Origin of the sequence: Undibacterium sp. Jales W-56 (genome assembly GCF_025548535.1) — a bacterium.
In the GTDB taxonomy this organism is placed as follows: Bacteria; Pseudomonadota; Gammaproteobacteria; order Burkholderiales; family Burkholderiaceae_D; genus Undibacterium.
Window position 1 is genome coordinate 409,315 of record NZ_JAJLQW010000001.1, and the last position, 16,449, is coordinate 425,763.

Consider the following 16,449-nt stretch of genomic DNA (forward strand, 5'->3'; position numbering starts at 1 on the left):
GAGAAGGGGGATCGAGTTTGACTTGATTAAACTTATACGTTTGCACATAGCTAAAAGCGCTTCGCCCTTAATGACAAGTAGCGCTGCCCTTGTCAGTAAAAGTCTGCCCGGCAACCGGTAAAAATTCCCAGTCATAGCTTTTCTCATGCAAGCTGAGTTTCAATACGCCATAGGTCGCGTTATCACGAATTTCGGTGATGATTTTAGGGAAAAACATCGGCGTCAGTCTGGCGCCGCCAGTGCCTACCACAAAGCTGCGCAGGCCATTTTTTTGATCGATATTGCCGTGCTCATCGAGCGGCACAAAACGCTCGTAGTCATGGTCGTGCGATGCCAATACGATGTCGGCTTTGGCATCGACCAATAATTTCCAGGCGGCTTGCATGATGTTATTGCTGCCGTGTCCGCCGGTGCTGAAAACCGGATGGTGCCAAAACGCCAGCGTGCAGCGACTGGGATTATTGCTGAGTTCTTCTTTCAGCCATTGCAGTTGCGCCTGCATCTGCGCACCGTCGATATTGCTGTTCAAAGAGAGTACCTGCCAGTGACCGACTTTTCTGCTGTAGTAACCCCGTCTCTCAGGGCCTGCCAGGTCGCCAAAATAATTGTAATAGCCATGCGCCGATGGCATGCCGTAATCATGGTTGCCGGGTGAGGGCAGGGTGCGCGCTTTAAACCGGCCCCAGGTCGGGTCATAGCATTGGCTGAATTCTTCGGGTTTGCCGATCGGGTAGGTATTGTCGCCCAGTGTCAAGGCAACTGCTTTAGGATCATTTGCCAGACCCGCTTCAATCAGCTCAGCGGTTTTCTCGGCCATGCTTTCGGTGTAGGGCTTCTTGCGGCAGTCGGCGATGTCGCCTGCGACATACACGGTGACCGATTTAGGTGCCGGCGATTTTGCTCTGGACGGATGTGCAGTTTCCGCAGCCGGTGCTAAGGAGGCGAGCGATAGCGCGGAGCAGGCGGTCAGCGTTGCAATGAATGAATGCAGGGCGCAAGCTGGCGCGGGAATACGGATGATAGACATGGATAGGTGGATGAGAGTGATGCGTGCCGGAGCGGTATTCTAACCGCTTCCAGCATTTTCTATCTGCCCCACTCCGGGTATTGACAGACCCTAGAGTCTGGCACGACGCAGGCGTAAGGCATTTGCAATGACCGAGACTGAACTCAGACTCATCGCGGCGCTGCCTATCATCGGACTTAATACAATCCCGAACCAGGGATATAACACGCCCGCCGCTACCGGCACGCCGATGAAGTTGTACGCAAACGCAAAAAACAAATTTTGCCGGATATTTTTCATCGTGTTTTGACTCAGGATGCGTGCCTTGACGATGCCGCGTAAATCGCCTTTGACCAGAATCACTTGCGCGCTATTCATCGCGATATCGGTACCGTTACCCATCGCGATACCCACGTCGGCTTGCGCCAAAGCGGGTGCGTCGTTGATGCCGTCACCGGCCATCGCGACGATACGACCCTGCGCTTGCAGTTGCTGGACAAAGCGGTATTTATCGGCCGGCAGTACATCGGCATGCACCTCATTCAAGCCGAGCTGGGCCGCAACGGCTTTGGCGGTAATGATGTTATCGCCGCTGAGTACGATTACCCGCAATCCTGAGTTTTGTAATTCCTGGATGGCTTGCAGACTGGTGGTTTTGATACTGTCGGCAACGCTGATCAGTCCGGCAAGCTGTTGATCAATCGCCAGGAACATGACGGTATGACCCAGGGCCTGCAATTCGGCGCAGCGCTGGTCCAGCTCTGTCGTCTGAATCCGGTGATCTTGCATCAGTTGCCGGTTGCCGAATAAGACGGCTTTACCATTGGCGTTGGCACTCACGCCCTTGCCTGTCACCGAGGTAAAGTCGGTCACCGATGTCGCTGCGATCCGGTGCTGTTCGGCATACGTCAAAATGGCGCGCGCCAGCGGATGTTCACTCGATTGTTCAATCGCGCTGGCGATTTCCATGATCTGTTGTTCGGTGTAAGCATTTGCGCAGACGATTTGCTGTAAGGCGGGTTTGCCTTCGGTCAGCGTGCCGGTTTTATCGATCAGCAGCGTATCGACTTTTTCTAATTGCTCTAATGCCTGGGCGTCTTTGATCAGGATGCCTTCCGTCGCGCCGCGTCCTATGCCGACTGTGACCGATATCGGTGTCGCCAGTCCCAGGGCGCACGGACAGGCAATGATCAGTACTGAGACGCCGGCCATCAGGGCATTTGCCAGAGCCGGAGTCGGGCCGACCAGCGCCCAGACGATGAACGCCAATACCGCAACCGCAATCACGCCCGGGACAAACCATCCCGAGACCTGATCCGCCAGGCTCTGTATCGGTGCGCGGGAGCGTCCGGCCTCGTTGACAAGCTGGATAATTTTCGACAACAAGGTGTCGCGACCGATGCGCTCGGCACGCATGCTAAAGCTGCCTTGCTGGTTAATCGTACCGGCGCTGACGTGATCGTTGACTTGTTTGACCACGGGTAAAGCCTCACCGGTGATCATCGATTCATCGACATTCGAGCGGCCATCGATAATCACGCCATCCACCGGAATATGTGCGCCGGGTTTGACGCGCAAATGATCCTTGAGCTGGACCTGGTCGAGCTCAATCTCACTTTCCTTACCAGAAGCATCAATTCGTATTGCAGTTGCGGGGGTCAAGGCCAGCAAGGATTTCAGTGCTGCATTGGTACGCGAACGGGCGCGCAATTCAAGCACTTGCCCCAGCAGCACCAGGGTAATGATGACAGTCGCCGCCTCAAAATACAGCGGTGCCATGCCATCCATCAGGAAGGCCGGCGGCAAGCTGGCTGGCAACAGCAGTGCCACCAGGCTGAATACATACGCCGTCGCAGTACCGACGCCGATCAGGCTGAACATATTCAAATGACGTGTTTTAAACGAGGCTAGCGCGCGCTCAAAGAACGGCATGCCAGCCCACAGCACGACCGGTGTGGCCAGCGCGAATTGCAGCCAGTTGAATAAGCTCATGCCGAGACGATCGTGCAGGCGCAGGCTGGGTAACATATCGCCCATACTCAACATGAGCAAAGGCAGGCTGAGCGCCACGCTGAACTTAAAGCGGCGCGTCATGTCATCGAGTTCGCCGGTATCTTCTTCGGCGCTGGCTTCCATCGGTTCTAATGCCATGCCGCATTTAGGGCAGGTGCCTGGCCCGACTTGCTGAATTTCCAGATGCATGGGGCAGGTATACATCGCATCTTTGGCTACCGGTTTCGGCACAGGCCGCAATGCCGGGTTGAGCCAGCTCTGCGGATTATTGCGAAACTTTTCCAGACAAGCGGCGCAGCAAAAATAATAGGTTTGTCCATCAAGATTGAATTGATGCGGACTATTCTCATCGACCGTCATACCGCAGACCGGATCGACTTGCTTGCCTTCCTTGGGCGATCCGCCGCCACAGCATGAATTGGTTGATTCCACGGTCATTGCCGCTTCAGTCGTTGCTGCGGCTGCTATCACGACTTTGGGTGTGATGAGTTTTTTCGCTTTAACGTAGTTCCCAGGTGCCGCGTTGAATTTGGCAAGGCAGGAACTGCTGCAAAAATAATAAGCGACACCCTGATAGCGCGCCATCTTGTCGGGATTTTTTGTCACTTGCATGCCGCAGACCGGATCGATATACACTTTCTCTTCAGCGGTTGCTGCAACGGGGCTGGCCTGTGGCGTCGATCCGCAGCAAGATCCGGCGCTATGCTCGTGTTGCTGCTGATTTTGTGGATTAGTTGGATGCATCGTAAGTTCTCCCATGGCTATTTCAATTTATCATAGACGCTGTACCCAGGAACGGAGTCAAGGACTAGATGAAAAATAATGTGCAGACCGCTTACACCATAGGGCAACTGGCGCGTGCCGCGAATGTCGGTGTCGAGACCATACGTTATTACCAGCGCCGCGCTTTGTTGCCTGTCCCACATACCGATACGGGATTCCGCACTTATCCGGTGGTCTTGGCAGATCGCATCCGTTTTATCAAGCGGGCGCAGGAGCTGGGGTTTTCTCTCGATGAAATTGCGCATCTGTTGCTATTGGAGGATAGCGACGACAGGGCGGCTATCCGCGATATCGCCAGCGAGAGGCTGGAGCAGGTGCGGACCAAGCTCAACGACCTGCACAAGATGGAGCACATGCTGTCGCATCTGATCCATCAGTGCGAAACAAGCTCCGCGCAGGCCAAATGTCCGATTATCAGCGCGCTGGGAGCTACGCAAGCATCGCAACCGCCACAGCCAGGCTCACACTGTCCATAGATAAGATAAATGGCTGTGTTTTCTATGCGCGGTAGGGGCAGACTGGCTAATTGATTAGGACTTACCCAAAACCCAAAACCTCTCACCACAGAGACACGGAGAAAAAGCAAGAGGAGCCGACTCCATCGAATGTGAGTATAAAAATGAATCCGCAATCTGGGTAAGCCTGTTGGCACGAAATGTCTCTGAAAACCGCATTCAGCCTGCGTGTTCCATACGAATAGTGGTAAGTAGCTTGCCGTTTTGCGTAAGTCCTATTGATATTTTGAGTATGTAAAGTTTTTATCGGGCGCGTTGTTATTGCAATCGCCCTCATGCCCGACTCCTTTCCCACCAGCGGGCAGGGAGCTTGAGACGATTAGACTCAGCTTATAAGTCGATCGTCATTTTGAGATGAATAGGGGGAGTATTGCTTTAAATAGCGCTTATCCCGCATATTTTTCGGCGTGATTTAAAAATACTCAATAGGAGTATATTGCAGATAACAAAAATGGCAGAAGACGTAAAACGCCTTCTGCCATCAGATTTTCTAGGGCGTGTTGACATATCTATTTTGCATGAGGGCTGTTAACTTTTCCGAAAATGTGTTTACATTCTTGAATTTGGGCGAATCAAGGATGTCGAGAATGTTGTTGCGAGAAGATCAATGGGCAAGAATAGAGAGGCTGTTGCCAGGACGAACAGGAGGCGGAGGCCGGTCAGGTGGAAATGACAGACTGTTTATAGAAGCAGTGTTGTGGATAGCCCGCACAGGTAGTCCATGGCGAGATTTACCGGTGGAGTTTGGCTACTGGAACACGGTCTATACACGCTTTGCACGCTGGTCTGAGCGAGATAGCTGGCAAAGTATTTTTTCTGTGTTGCGAGAAGAATCTGATTTTGAAGAAGTGTACCTCGACAGTACGGTGGTGAGAGCACACCAACATGCAGCGGGTGCTGCAAAAAAAAAGGAGAGCAAGCTCTTGGCCGTTCTCGCGGGGGATTGACTACTAAAATTCATGTATGCGTGGAAGGCTTGGGGCAGGCAACCCGATTCCTGCTTACTGGAGGTCATTGTCATGATGTGACGCAAGCAGAGGCATTACTCAAAGACCTACAGCCAGGAGCAGTACTGGCAGACAAAGCTTATGATGCAAATGCTTTGATTGCGCGCATTCAAGAGAGAAATGCGAAGGTTGTGATCCCGTCAAAATCGAACCGGAAAGAGCCAAGAGAAATTGATGCTTTTCAGTATCGCAACCGTAATGTAATCGAACGTTTTTTTGCGAGAATCAAACAATTCAGACGAATCGCAACACGCTATGACAAGTTGGCTTCTCGCTTCGCCTCATTCTTCGCTATTGTTGCTTCTTTTGAATGGCTAAAATGATATGTCAACACGCTCTAGCGTACTAAAAGCAAATCAGTCCGTGACAATTATGCAGCGATTTTTGACTCTTGCAGTGTTGGATAATCGGTATAGCCTTTTTCTTCACCGCCGTAATAAGTGGTGCGATCGCCTTGGTTGAGGCTTGCACCTGCGGCGAAGCGGGCCACCAGATCCGGGTTGGCGATGTAGGGGCGACCAAAGGCAACAGCATCCGCCAGGCCGCTGGCGATCAGTGCTTCTGCTTCATCGGCGGTATAGCCGCCGCAGCAAATCAAAGTGCCTTTGAAAGCCGCGCGTAATTGTGTGCGGAATTCGTCGGTCAAGACCGGGCCGCCGGCCCAATCCGGTTCGGCGATGTGCAGATACGCGATGCCGCGTTGGTTAAATGCGCTGGCCAGATACAGTGCCATGGCTTCGGCTTCAGTGTCGGCAATGCCATGCGCGACGAAGTTCGGCGAGATGCGGACGCCGACCCGGTCAGCGCCGAGTCCGGCAATCGCAGCATCGACGGCTTCCAGCGTCAGGCGTGCACGGTTTTCGAGTGAGCCGCCATAGATATCGGTACGCACATTGCTGTTAGTGGACATGAATTGCTGCAACAGATAACCATTGGCGGCGTGGACTTCGACCAGATCGAAGCCGGCGTTTTTTGCACGGATGGCGGCGTGGCGGTATTGCGCGACGATGCCGGGGATTTCTTCCAGCTCCAGTGCGCGTGGTGTTTCAGTCGGGACATTGGCCGGCGTGCCGTCTTTTTGCACGACGAAACATTGGCTGTTGGCTGCGATGATGGCCGATGGTGCTACCGGGGCTGCGCCATTTTCTTGCAGGAGCGAATGAGAGATACGGCCGACGTGCCAGAGTTGCAGCGCGATGCGGCCGCCTTTTTCATGGACTGCGTCGACGACTTGTTTCCAGCCGGCTTCCTGTGCATCGGTGTAGATGCCCGGCGTCCAGGCATAACCCTGACCCTGGCGCGAAATCTGGCTGGCTTCGGTGACGATCAGGCCCGCAGTTGCGCGCTGTGCATAGTATTCGACATTCAGTGCACGCGGCACATCACCGGGCTGCCCTGCGCGTGAGCGTGTCAGCGGCGCCATGACAACGCGATTGGTCAAATGGATATTGCCGGTACGGAGTGGCGAGAGTAAGTGCTTAAGCATGTTCATCCTTTTAAAAATTAGACCAGTCGTCTAGTCCGTGATTCAAAAAAAGGGCAATTGCTTGCCCGTCTTGCAAAGTGTTTCAGCCTGGTTGTTTCAACATCTGTTCGGTCTGTTTATATGCCAGATCCAGAGCAGTCATGCTGTGACTGACCTTAGTCAGCAGGGAGGCGCCTACCCACATGCTGTATAAGGATTCAGCCAATTGATTGGGATCAAGGTCGCTGGCCAAGCTGCCATTTTGCTGAGCGGTGCGCAGGGCAGCGGCGATCTGGGCGGTAATGCCGGCCATGCCCCGGCTCAGCGCAACGCGCATGGGCTCGGACAAGTCGGCAACTTCGGCGGCCAGCTTCACCGCCAGGCACATATTCTGACACTGGCTACTGGCCGCCACCTCGCGCCAATGGCTGAAATAGGCGAACAAACGCTCGCTGATACTCAGTTGTTCGTTGGTGAATAGTTGTCGGGTGCGCAGGTGGTAGGCATCGAAGTAGCGCTCCAGCATGGCCACGCCGAAACCTTCTTTCGATTGGAAATAATGATAGAACGACCCTTTGGGGACTTCGGCCTTGGTCAAAATCTCATTCAAGCCAATCGCGCTGAAGCCGCGCCCAAGTATCAAGCTCTCGCCTGTTGCAAGGATGCGTTCACGGGTATCTTGATGATGGTCTATCTTTTCCATTAGCATATAATATTAGACCAGTCGTCTAGTGTCAAGTAATAACCTCAAATATTCAACCTTAGACCTGAACATTCTGACCAAATTCTGGGTCATATATGCGACAGACACCAATCTCTAACTAGTATCGGGTCAAGTTGACGATAGAGATTGCCCTATTCTGTGGAATAATAATGGTTTCTTTGTGGAAATTAAATCAACAGGCATGCCTTGCACTCAACAAGCAAACAACTTTATTCATGATGTTTCGCTGGTTTTCTCTTAGCGAAAGCGCATTCGACCCGTCTGACGATGCCGCCTGGAAGATAAGCGCCTTGCGCATGGTCTTGATGTCGGGATTGTTGCTTCAGACAATTGTCGCCATTGATAGTTCGCGCAATGCGGTTGCTGTCGGGACTTATTACGTCTTATCGATTGTGGGCTTGTTCTATGCGATTTTGAGTTTGGCTTTGTATTATTCTGCACATCATCTGCGTCTCAGTGCGGGCATCCTGATCGCGACCGTTTATGCCGCCGCGTTTTTTATGATTGGCTTTATAGATCAGCCTGAGATCACCGGGTTCGCGTTTATCTTTATTTATACCACACCGCTCCTTGCCAGATTGTTCTTCACTAGCAGACTGGCGGTGATCCTGATGGCATTTAACACGCTGCCTTTCTTTTTCCTGTTACGCACTCAGTCTATCTCCAACTTCCCTGGCATACATATCGGTTTGCAGGACAGCCATATCTATGTCCCGACATTGTTGTTTTTGTTTTTTAATATCGGCATACCGCTTGCCGTGTTCCGGGTTTTGCAGGTATTCGATGCGTCCGCATTACGTCAGCGCAAAGCAACGACGGAGCTCGAAATCAGTCGCGATCAGTATTATGAGATCTTTCAAAATGCCGGTAGCGCCTTATTGTTAACCGACCCGCACGGGATCATCCTGCAAGCGAATAATCTCGCAAATACTCTGTTAGGCCGCGCGATGCAACACGATGCCTCATCCAGCGTTGGCGAAGCGGCATTATTTGACTGGCTGTCGCTGGATAACAGCATTCGTCTTAAAGGAGGCAATCCGGAAGACGGTGCAAACCTCCGCATGTCTGCCTATCGTACCCGTGATGGCAAACTGGTCGCCATGGAAAACATCGCGCAAACCAAGAATGAACATTACATCGTGGCTTTACGCGATGTCTCGAATCTGTATTCGATTCACAATGCCTTGGAACTGAGTCAGGAGCGCGAAAGCTATTTGAGCAATCACGATAAGCTGACTCGCTTGCCTGATCGCGACATGCTGCGTAAGCATCTCAAGGACGTCCTGGCAAAAACAGATCAGGGTAAGGTAACTGCCCTGGTGTCGTTTCGTCTGAATAGCATTCGCCATGCGAACCAAAAACTCGGCATCTACATCGGCGATATATTGTTGCGTCGTTTTGCCGAAGAATTGACAGCGGCTTTGCCGCAAAATAGTTTTTGCGCACGCTTGCGCAGCATTGTTTTCTCGTTTGTCGTTGATCAATTCACTACTCCGGGCGAGATCATTAAAATGGTCGAGCATGTACGCCATGCTTTGCCTAAAGAAATCGATATCGATGGCGAAAACTTGTTGATCCAGTTTTCAGCAGGGATTGCCCTGGTGCGGCCAGGTGAGAGCGAGCCCGATGACCTGATACGTCGCAGTGAAGTCGCGCTCGACACCGCAAGGCGTTCCAGCGATCCCGGCGCGACCTTATTCGATGAAGAGGACGAGGCCGAAATACGGCGTAGCGTGGAAATCGAAATGGGGATCGTTAGCGGCCTCAAACAAAAAGAATTCCGGCTCGTATATCAGCCCAAAGTGACCCGGGACGGTACCTTGGCAGGCGTCGAGGCATTGCTGCGCTGGCGCTCGGCAAGCTTGGGCAATGTAAGTCCGGTCGAGTTCATTGAGATCGCGGAGCGCACCGGCCTGATCCGCGACATCAGCAATTTTGTTCTCGACAATGCCTGTGCACAAATTCGCAGCTGGCTGGATCAATTCGGTTTCAGTCCGGTCGTTGCGGTGAATCTGTCGGCATCCGATATGGCGCGCAATGATCTGCTGGTGCTGATAGACGGCATTTGCGCACAACATGGGGTGGCGCCTGAATACCTCGAATTTGAAATTACGGAGACTGGGCTGATTGCGAACGAAGGGCAGGCCATCACTTATCTGAACCAACTCAAAGAGCGCGGTTTTGGGATCGCGATTGACGACTTTGGGACGGGTTATTCGTCCTTATCCAAGCTCAGCCATTTCCCGGCGCGCAGCGTCAAAATCGATCGCTCATTTGTTGCCCAGATCGGTCATAACCAGAAGAGTGAAATGATCATTAAAGCGATCGTCTCGCTGGCCACTATTTTGTCCTGCAAGACAGTGGCTGAGGGGGTTGAGAATCTGGCGCAAGAAACTTTCCTCAAAGATATCGGGTGCGACTATTTTCAAGGCTATTTATATTACCGGCCTTTGGAAATAGCTTCCATGAACCAGTTGCTGGAAACAAATACCGTTTTTGCGATGACCTGATTTATTTGCCAGCAGACTCTGCGTCAGGCGGGATCAGTTGATGAGAATTTAAATTTATTTCCGAAGAGCATTATTTTTGAACGCGAAACAGATAATTCATCACTTCAATGTTTTTCATGAATCAGTTTCGATTTTGACAGAAACACCACAAAATTAGAGTAAAACGCATTATTTAGATCATCTTGTCCGCAGATAATCTACAATGTTTTTTTCTCTAATTCAGCTAAAAAATGAACGCTTTCCTCAAGACCTTTACCTGTTGCGTCATTCTTGCCGTAATGACTGGCTGCGCCTCCATTACCGGCGCAAGCTCTGGTAAGCCAGCTCCAGTTGCAGCATTAGCGCCAGCGGTCAGCCAGACAACAGAAACAGGCTCATATAAAGTCCAGACCATCGAATTCGTTACTGGCGTATCTTCGACTTCGGTAGAAAGAATTGCAAAAGAATATGGTTGTGCGGGCGGCAAAGGTGCCGGCCTCATTACCTCAAGCGGACCGGTAGAGGTCTATCGTATGCTGTGTGAAAGCGGGAAGACATTTCTTGCGAAGTGTGAATTACGTCAGTGTAAAGCGATGTAATCCTTGCTCAAAAACAGAAAGCCGCCAGTTCATACGCTGGCGGCTTTTTTCATTATTGGCGACGCACAAAAATCCGGTTTGATGTCAAGGAACTTGAACGCATCTCATGAAGAAAAAACAGCTTCCAAAAATATCTTCTTTTTATGAGGATACAAATTTTTCAGAAGCGGACAAAACTCTAGCCTGAATTTATCTTTCCGGAAAGATCATTCATTTATCTCTGCGGGTCAATGTCTTTTTTCGATACAAATAAAACCGGAAATTCTCAACATTCTCTTCAATTTCACCTACACTAAAGTTGTCAGGTGCAGCAGAGCAAGATTCAACGTGGCCGTTCACTCTATTCTTGTCGTGCTTTCGGGTCGGTTGGTCGGTTAATCGCTTTCAAAGGAGATCAAGATGAAAATCTTTGACAACTATACAGCGCGTTATGAACGGACTCGAGAAGAAGAGTATTCGATGCAAGAGTTCTTGGAGTTGTGCAAAAAAGAACCTCTCGCTTATGCTTCTGCTGCCGAACGCATGTTAGCTGCAATCGGTGAACCTGAGCTGATCGATACCCGTCACGACTCCCGGCGTTCCCGGATTTTTTCGAATAAAGTCATCAAAATCTATCCGGCATTCCGTGAGTTTTATGGCATGGAAGAAGTCATAGAACAAGTTGTTTCTTACTTCAGGCATGGGGCGCAAGGCCTGGAAGAGCGCAAACAAATCCTGTATTTATTAGGACCGGTCGGCGGCGGTAAATCGTCGATTGCAGAGAAATTGAAATACCTGATGGAGAAAATTCCTTTCTATTGCATCAAGGGATCGCCGATCAATGAGTCGCCGCTCGGACTATTTAACGAAGACGAAGACGGTACTATCCTCGAAGAGGATTTTGGTATCCCACGACGCTACTTACGCAATATTCCGAGCCCCTGGGCGGTAAAAAGACTGCATGAGTTTAATGGCGACATCAATCAGTTCCGCATCGTCAGACGCTATCCATCGGTATTGAAACAGATCGCAATTTCTAAAACCGAACCGGGTGATGAAAACAACCAGGATATTTCTTCGCTGGTGGGTAAAGTCGATATCCGTAAGCTGGAAGACTATGCGCAGGACGATCCCGATGCCTATAGTTACTCAGGCGGCCTGTGCCTGGCAAATCAGGGCTTGATGGAATTCGTTGAGATGTTCAAGGCGCCAATCAAAGTCCTGCATCCATTGTTGACCGCGACACAAGAAGGTAATTTCAAAGGCACCGAAGGTTTTGGCGCAATTCCGTTTGAAGGGATTATTCTGGCGCACTCGAATGAATCGGAATGGAAAGCCTTTAAAAATAATAAAAATAACGAAGCCTTTCTGGACCGGATTTATATCGTCAAAGTACCGTATTGCCTGCGGGTCAGCGATGAGATCAAAATTTATGAAAAACTGGTGCGGACCTCGTCTCTGGATCAGGCTCCCTGTGCCCCCGGTACGCTAAAAATGATGGCGCAGTTTTCGGTTCTGTCCCGTCTCAAGGAACCGGAAAATTCGAGTATCTACAGCAAGATGCTGGTGTATGACGGCGAGAATCTGAAAGACACCGATCCCAAAGCAAAATCGCGTCAGGAATACATCGATTATGCCGGTGTGGATGAAGGCATGAATGGTTTGTCCACACGTTTTGCGTTCAAGATTTTATCCAAAGTATTTAACTTCGATACCACTGAAGTGGCGGCGAATCCGGTGCATCTATTGTATGTACTTGAGCAGCAAATCGAGCGTGAGCAATTTGCGCCAGAAACCGAGCAAAAATATTTCTCGTATATCAAAGAATATCTGGCGCAACGCTATGCAGAATTTATCGGTAAAGAAATTCAAACGGCGTATCTGGAAAGTTATTCCGAATACGGTCAAAATATTTTTGACCGTTATGTCACCTTCGCCGATTTCTGGATACAGGACCAGGAGTTCCGCGATCCCGATACAGGAGAAAGCTTTGATCGCGATGCGCTGAATAATGAGTTGGAGAAAATAGAAAAACCCGCAGGCATCTCGAATCCTAAAGATTTCAGAAATGAGATCGTCAATTTCGTTTTGCGGGCCAGGGCACAAAATGCCGGAAAAAATCCGGCATGGACCAGCTATGAAAAACTGCGTACGGTGATTGAGAAAAAAATGTTCTCTAATACGGAGGAATTATTGCCTGTGATTTCGTTTAATGCCAAAGCAAGTGCAGATGACGCGAATAAGCATCAGGAATTTGTTTCGCGCATGGTTGCCAAAGGCTATACCGCGAAACAAGTGCGCCTGCTGTGCGAATGGTATTTGCGTGTCAGGAAATCCTCCTGATGGCCGACAAAGAATGAAGGCGTGGATAATCCAATGCCAGCTCATCGCAGCGTAATTAGTGCTTGTTGATACTTATATTGCAGGAGAGCGCTTTGGTTCATCTGATTGATCGACGTGTTCAGGGTAAGAACAAATCAGCTCCAAATCGTGAACGATTTTTGCGACGCTATAAAGGCCAGATTAAAGAGGCGGTAGCCAGAGCAATCAAGGGGCGATCCATCACCGATTTTGAGAGCGGTGAGAGTATCCGCATCCCTGTCAAAGATGTCAATGAGCCGACGTTTGGCCACGACCGGGGAGGTATCTGGGAAACCGTGCAGCCGGGTAATAAAGAATATCTGAAAGGCGATCAGGTTGCGCGCCCCAAAGGAGGTGCCGGAGCAGGCAAAGGGCAGGCCGGCAATAGCGATGAGCTGAGTGAGGACGATTTCATTTTTCAGTTGAGTCGCGAAGAATTCATGAATTATTTTTTTGAAGACCTGGAATTACCTAATTTGGTTAAAACACAACTCGCTTCGACCACCGATTTTAAAAGCCAGCGAGCGGGTTACAAAACATCCGGCACCACCTCTAGCCTGCATGTATTACGCTCCTTGCGCGGCGCTCTGGGACGACGGATTGCGGTCGGCGGCAAATCCGCGCGGCGTTTGAAGCAGGCTGAGCTGGAGATGGCTGAGCTGTTGCACACGGCATCCGACTCGAATCCGGACTCCCATGACGAACGCATCGCGATGCTCAAGCATGAGATCCATCATTTACGTACCCGGCTGCTGGCGATCCCGTTTATCGATCCGTTTGACCTGCGCTATAGCAACCGTATCAAGGTACCGAAACCTTCGGCTCAGGCGGTCATGTTTTGCCTGCTTGACGTGTCCGGTTCTATGGATGAACAAAAGAAAGAAATCGCCAAACGCTTTTTCATTCTCTTGTATTTATTCCTGACCAGAGCCTATGACAAGATCGACGTGATTTTCATTCGTCATCACACCGCTGCATCTGAGGTCGATGAAAACGAATTTTTTCATTCGCGGGAATCGGGCGGCACCATCGTGTCATCGGCATTGAATTTGCTCACGCAGATCATACAGGAGCGCTATCCCAGCGGTGACTGGAACGCTTACGTAGCGCAGGCATCGGACGGCGATAACTGGGACAATGATTCGGTCACTTGCCGCCAGTTGCTGATTAATACGATTATGCCGCTGGTTCAATACTATGCTTACGTCGAGATTACTGAAGGCGAACCGCAAAATCTGTGGCAAGAATATACCCAGGTACCCGAGCATCACTCGCACTTTGCGATGCAAAAAATCCGCACGCCGGCAGAAATCTATCCTGTGTTCCGTGAACTGTTTAAAAAACAAGCGAAGTGAGTATCGAGATGAACAGCCCGATTGCAACTTCCAAAAATCCGAACAGATTGCCGGAGCAATCCGAGTGGACCTTTGAGCTGATCGAGCAGGCGCATGAGGAGATTCGTCGCGTTGCGCAGAATTTCGGCCTGGATACCTACCCGAATCAATTGGAAGTCATCACCGCTGAACAGATGATGGATGCCTATGCGTCCGTAGGGATGCCGGTCTCGTACCACCATTGGTCATTCGGTAAGCATTTTTTATCCACTGAAAAAAGCTACCGGCGCGGCCAGATGGGATTGGCCTATGAAATTGTGATCAATTCCAATCCTTGCATTGCCTACCTGATGGAAGAAAATAGTCTGACCATGCAAGCGCTGGTGATCGCCCATGCGGCTTACGGACATAATTCTTTTTTTAAAGGAAATTATTTATTCCGTACCTGGACCGATGCTGATGCCATCATTGATTACATGGTGTTTGCGCGCAATTATGTGACCGATTGCGAGCGGCGCTATGGAATTGAGGCCGTCGAATTATTACTCGATTCCTGCCATGCCTTGCAAAATTATGGCGTTGACCGATACAAGCGTCCCGCTAAATTATCGCTCTCGGAAGAACGTGAAAAACAGGAAGATCGCGAGCGTTATTTACAATCGCAAGTCAATGACTTATGGCGTACCTTGCCGCGCCGGGATGAAACCGTAGAGGATCAGGAGATTCTGCGCTTCCCCCATGAGCCGCAAGAAAATTTACTGTATTTCATCGAAAAATATTCGCCTTTGTTAGAGCCATGGCAGAGAGAAATCGTCCGCATTACGCGGAAAATTTCCCAGTATTTCTATCCGCAGCGACAAACCCAGGTCATGAACGAAGGCTGGGCTACTTTCTGGCATTACACGATTTTGCATCAGCTATTTGATGAGGGAATTGTCGGCGACGGATTCATGATGGAATTTTTGCAGAGTCATACCAACGTGGTGTATCAGCCGCCGGTCACCAGCCGCTATTTTAACGGGATCAATCCCTATGCTTTAGGATTCGCGATGATGCGCGATATCCGCCGGATCTGCGAAGCTCCCGATGATGAAGACAGGAAATGGTTCCCCGATATCGCGGGTAGCGACTGGCTGCAAACCTTGAACTTCGCTATGCGCAATTTCAAGGATGAGAGCTTTATTGCGCAATACCTGTCGCCGCGATTGATACGCGAGTTTCACTTTTTTTCCGTGCTGGATGACGATCAGCAGGACAAGCTGAGTATCTCGGCGATCCACGATGAAAGCGGCTATCAATATCTGCGCCAACAATTGGCCGGCCAGTACAATCTCGGTAATCGTGAGCCGAATATCCAGATCTGGTCGGTCGATATGCAAGGGGACAGGGCGCTGACTCTGCGGCATAACGAATATTTACGCCGGCCGCTGAATAAGCAGACAGAAGAAGTCCTGAAGCATGTCGCACGGCTGTGGGGATTCGACGTCTATCTGGAAACGGTCGATCAGCACAACAATATCCTGCATACCCAGGAATGCAAATGGGAAAAACGCAGCCGTATCCGCTAGGCGATTTTTTTTCATGTTGCGATAAACCACAGCATCCAGCAAAAAAACCTTCATTAACGCGGTACTGAGCAAGGCTATCGGATAGAATAAGTAAAGCAATCTAACTTAATGTGCGCCGCAGCAAGGATCATCTGTTGCGACCTGATGAGCAGATTTTTTCCACCTGACCAATTCCGCCGGAGTGTGCACGATGTACCTCGATCATCCAAAAATTTCTGCAACCCATAGTGAAACTGAACCGGATCGCCTGGATCGGCTATACCGTGTCTATGGCTATGCGATAGGTTTGGCGGATGCCGATAACAACGTCGACTGCATCACCAAACTGGCGAAAATTCACGACCATAAAGGTACGCTGATGGTGATCTGGTATGTTGCGCCGAGCGAAAAAGAGAAAACTTATTTTGTGCGGGCCTGGCAAAGTAAAATCGGCGATGAATCATCCCAGGTTGAGCATGCCCTGATGTTAATGGAAGCGCCAATACAAGAGGCCACAGAAGCCTGATTGACATCTTCCTTATAAAAAAAGCGTCATTCAATTTACCTGAATGACGCTTTTTTATTTGCCGGATGTCAGCTGCTTATCTGCTGCTTATTTACTGTTTA

Annotated in this window: 12 protein-coding genes; 8 read left to right on the top strand and 4 right to left on the bottom strand. The window is 50.3% G+C overall.

Annotation, left to right across the window (positions count from 1 at the left end; all coding sequences use genetic code 11):
* Window positions 1–67 precede the first annotated feature (67 nt).
* Together LPB67_RS01850 and LPB67_RS01855 are read right to left on the bottom strand one after the other, a co-directional pair.
* Window positions 68–1,027 carry a metallophosphoesterase family protein gene (locus tag LPB67_RS01850; RefSeq protein WP_262835366.1) on the bottom strand — a complete coding sequence of 320 codons (960 nt, stop codon included), beginning with the start codon at window positions 1,025–1,027 and terminating at the stop codon, window positions 68–70.
* Window positions 1,028–1,117: 90 nt separating this feature from the next.
* The gene (locus tag LPB67_RS01855) at window positions 1,118–3,763 is read right to left on the bottom strand and encodes a heavy metal translocating P-type ATPase (RefSeq protein ID WP_262835367.1); all 2,646 of its coding nucleotides are present in this window, start codon (window positions 3,761–3,763) and stop codon (window positions 1,118–1,120) included.
* Between the two features lie 68 nt (window positions 3,764–3,831).
* On the opposite strand from LPB67_RS01855, the gene LPB67_RS01860 reads away from it, so the two are divergent.
* Window positions 3,832–4,278 (top strand): MerR family transcriptional regulator, encoded by a 447-nt coding sequence (locus LPB67_RS01860; RefSeq protein ID WP_262835368.1) that lies wholly within the window; start codon window positions 3,832–3,834, stop codon window positions 4,276–4,278.
* Between the two features lie 617 nt (window positions 4,279–4,895).
* A protein-coding gene (locus tag LPB67_RS01865; protein WP_410482708.1) for an IS5 family transposase occupies window positions 4,896–5,647 on the top strand; the annotation gives its coding sequence in 2 pieces (ribosomal slippage) (window positions 4,896–5,217 and window positions 5,217–5,647; 753 coding nt in all).
* 47 nt (window positions 5,648–5,694) lie between these two features.
* Here the strand turns inward: LPB67_RS01865 and LPB67_RS01870 are convergent.
* Both LPB67_RS01870 and LPB67_RS01875 read right to left on the bottom strand, forming a co-directional pair.
* Window positions 5,695–6,810 (bottom strand): alkene reductase, encoded by a 1,116-nt coding sequence (locus LPB67_RS01870; protein WP_316685050.1) that lies wholly within the window; start codon window positions 6,808–6,810, stop codon window positions 5,695–5,697.
* Between the two features lie 82 nt (window positions 6,811–6,892).
* Complete coding sequence (locus LPB67_RS01875) at window positions 6,893–7,492, bottom strand: TetR/AcrR family transcriptional regulator (protein ID WP_262835370.1); 600 nt, start codon at window positions 7,490–7,492, stop codon at window positions 6,893–6,895.
* A gap of 170 nt (window positions 7,493–7,662) precedes the next feature.
* Here LPB67_RS01875 and LPB67_RS01880 point away from each other — a divergent pair, with 170 nt between their 5' ends.
* From LPB67_RS01880 to LPB67_RS01905, 6 genes are all read left to right on the top strand, one after another.
* On the top strand, window positions 7,663–10,023 hold the full coding sequence (locus LPB67_RS01880; protein ID WP_262835371.1) for a putative bifunctional diguanylate cyclase/phosphodiesterase: 2,361 nt from the start codon (window positions 7,663–7,665) through the stop codon (window positions 10,021–10,023).
* A 230-nt stretch (window positions 10,024–10,253) separates the two neighbouring features.
* Window positions 10,254–10,601: a hypothetical protein gene (locus LPB67_RS01885; protein WP_262835372.1), complete on the top strand. Its 348-nt coding sequence runs from the start codon at window positions 10,254–10,256 to the stop codon at window positions 10,599–10,601.
* A gap of 399 nt (window positions 10,602–11,000) precedes the next feature.
* Window positions 11,001–12,923, top strand: a complete 1,923-nt coding sequence (locus LPB67_RS01890) for a PrkA family serine protein kinase (protein WP_262835373.1) — start codon at window positions 11,001–11,003, stop codon at window positions 12,921–12,923.
* A 92-nt stretch (window positions 12,924–13,015) separates the two neighbouring features.
* Window positions 13,016–14,296 (top strand): YeaH/YhbH family protein, encoded by a 1,281-nt coding sequence (locus tag LPB67_RS01895; RefSeq protein WP_262835374.1) that lies wholly within the window; start codon window positions 13,016–13,018, stop codon window positions 14,294–14,296.
* Between the two features lie 8 nt (window positions 14,297–14,304).
* Complete coding sequence (locus tag LPB67_RS01900) at window positions 14,305–15,843, top strand: SpoVR family protein (RefSeq protein WP_262835375.1); 1,539 nt, start codon at window positions 14,305–14,307, stop codon at window positions 15,841–15,843.
* Window positions 15,844–16,033: 190 nt separating this feature from the next.
* Complete coding sequence (locus tag LPB67_RS01905; RefSeq protein WP_262835376.1) at window positions 16,034–16,348, top strand: hypothetical protein; 315 nt, start codon at window positions 16,034–16,036, stop codon at window positions 16,346–16,348.
* Window positions 16,349–16,449: the final 101 nt, after the last annotated feature.

What these genes read in the sequence shown, in the direction of transcription:
- LPB67_RS01850 (WP_262835366.1), bottom strand. Translation starts at nt 1,027, where the DNA reads ATGTCTATCATCCGTATTCCCGCGCCAGCTTGCGCCCTGCATTCATTC.
- LPB67_RS01855 (WP_262835367.1), bottom strand. Translation starts at nt 3,763, where the DNA reads ATGCATCCAACTAATCCACAAAATCAGCAGCAACACGAGCATAGCGCC.
- LPB67_RS01860 (WP_262835368.1), top strand. Translation starts at nt 3,832, where the DNA reads ATGAAAAATAATGTGCAGACCGCTTACACCATAGGGCAACTGGCGCGT.
- LPB67_RS01870 (WP_316685050.1), bottom strand. Translation starts at nt 6,810, where the DNA reads ATGCTTAAGCACTTACTCTCGCCACTCCGTACCGGCAATATCCATTTG.
- LPB67_RS01875 (WP_262835370.1), bottom strand. Translation starts at nt 7,492, where the DNA reads ATGGAAAAGATAGACCATCATCAAGATACCCGTGAACGCATCCTTGCA.
- LPB67_RS01880 (WP_262835371.1), top strand. Translation starts at nt 7,663, where the DNA reads ATGGTTTCTTTGTGGAAATTAAATCAACAGGCATGCCTTGCACTCAAC.
- LPB67_RS01885 (WP_262835372.1), top strand. Translation starts at nt 10,254, where the DNA reads ATGAACGCTTTCCTCAAGACCTTTACCTGTTGCGTCATTCTTGCCGTA.
- LPB67_RS01890 (WP_262835373.1), top strand. Translation starts at nt 11,001, where the DNA reads ATGAAAATCTTTGACAACTATACAGCGCGTTATGAACGGACTCGAGAA.
- LPB67_RS01900 (WP_262835375.1), top strand. Translation starts at nt 14,305, where the DNA reads ATGAACAGCCCGATTGCAACTTCCAAAAATCCGAACAGATTGCCGGAG.
- LPB67_RS01905 (WP_262835376.1), top strand. Translation starts at nt 16,034, where the DNA reads ATGTACCTCGATCATCCAAAAATTTCTGCAACCCATAGTGAAACTGAA.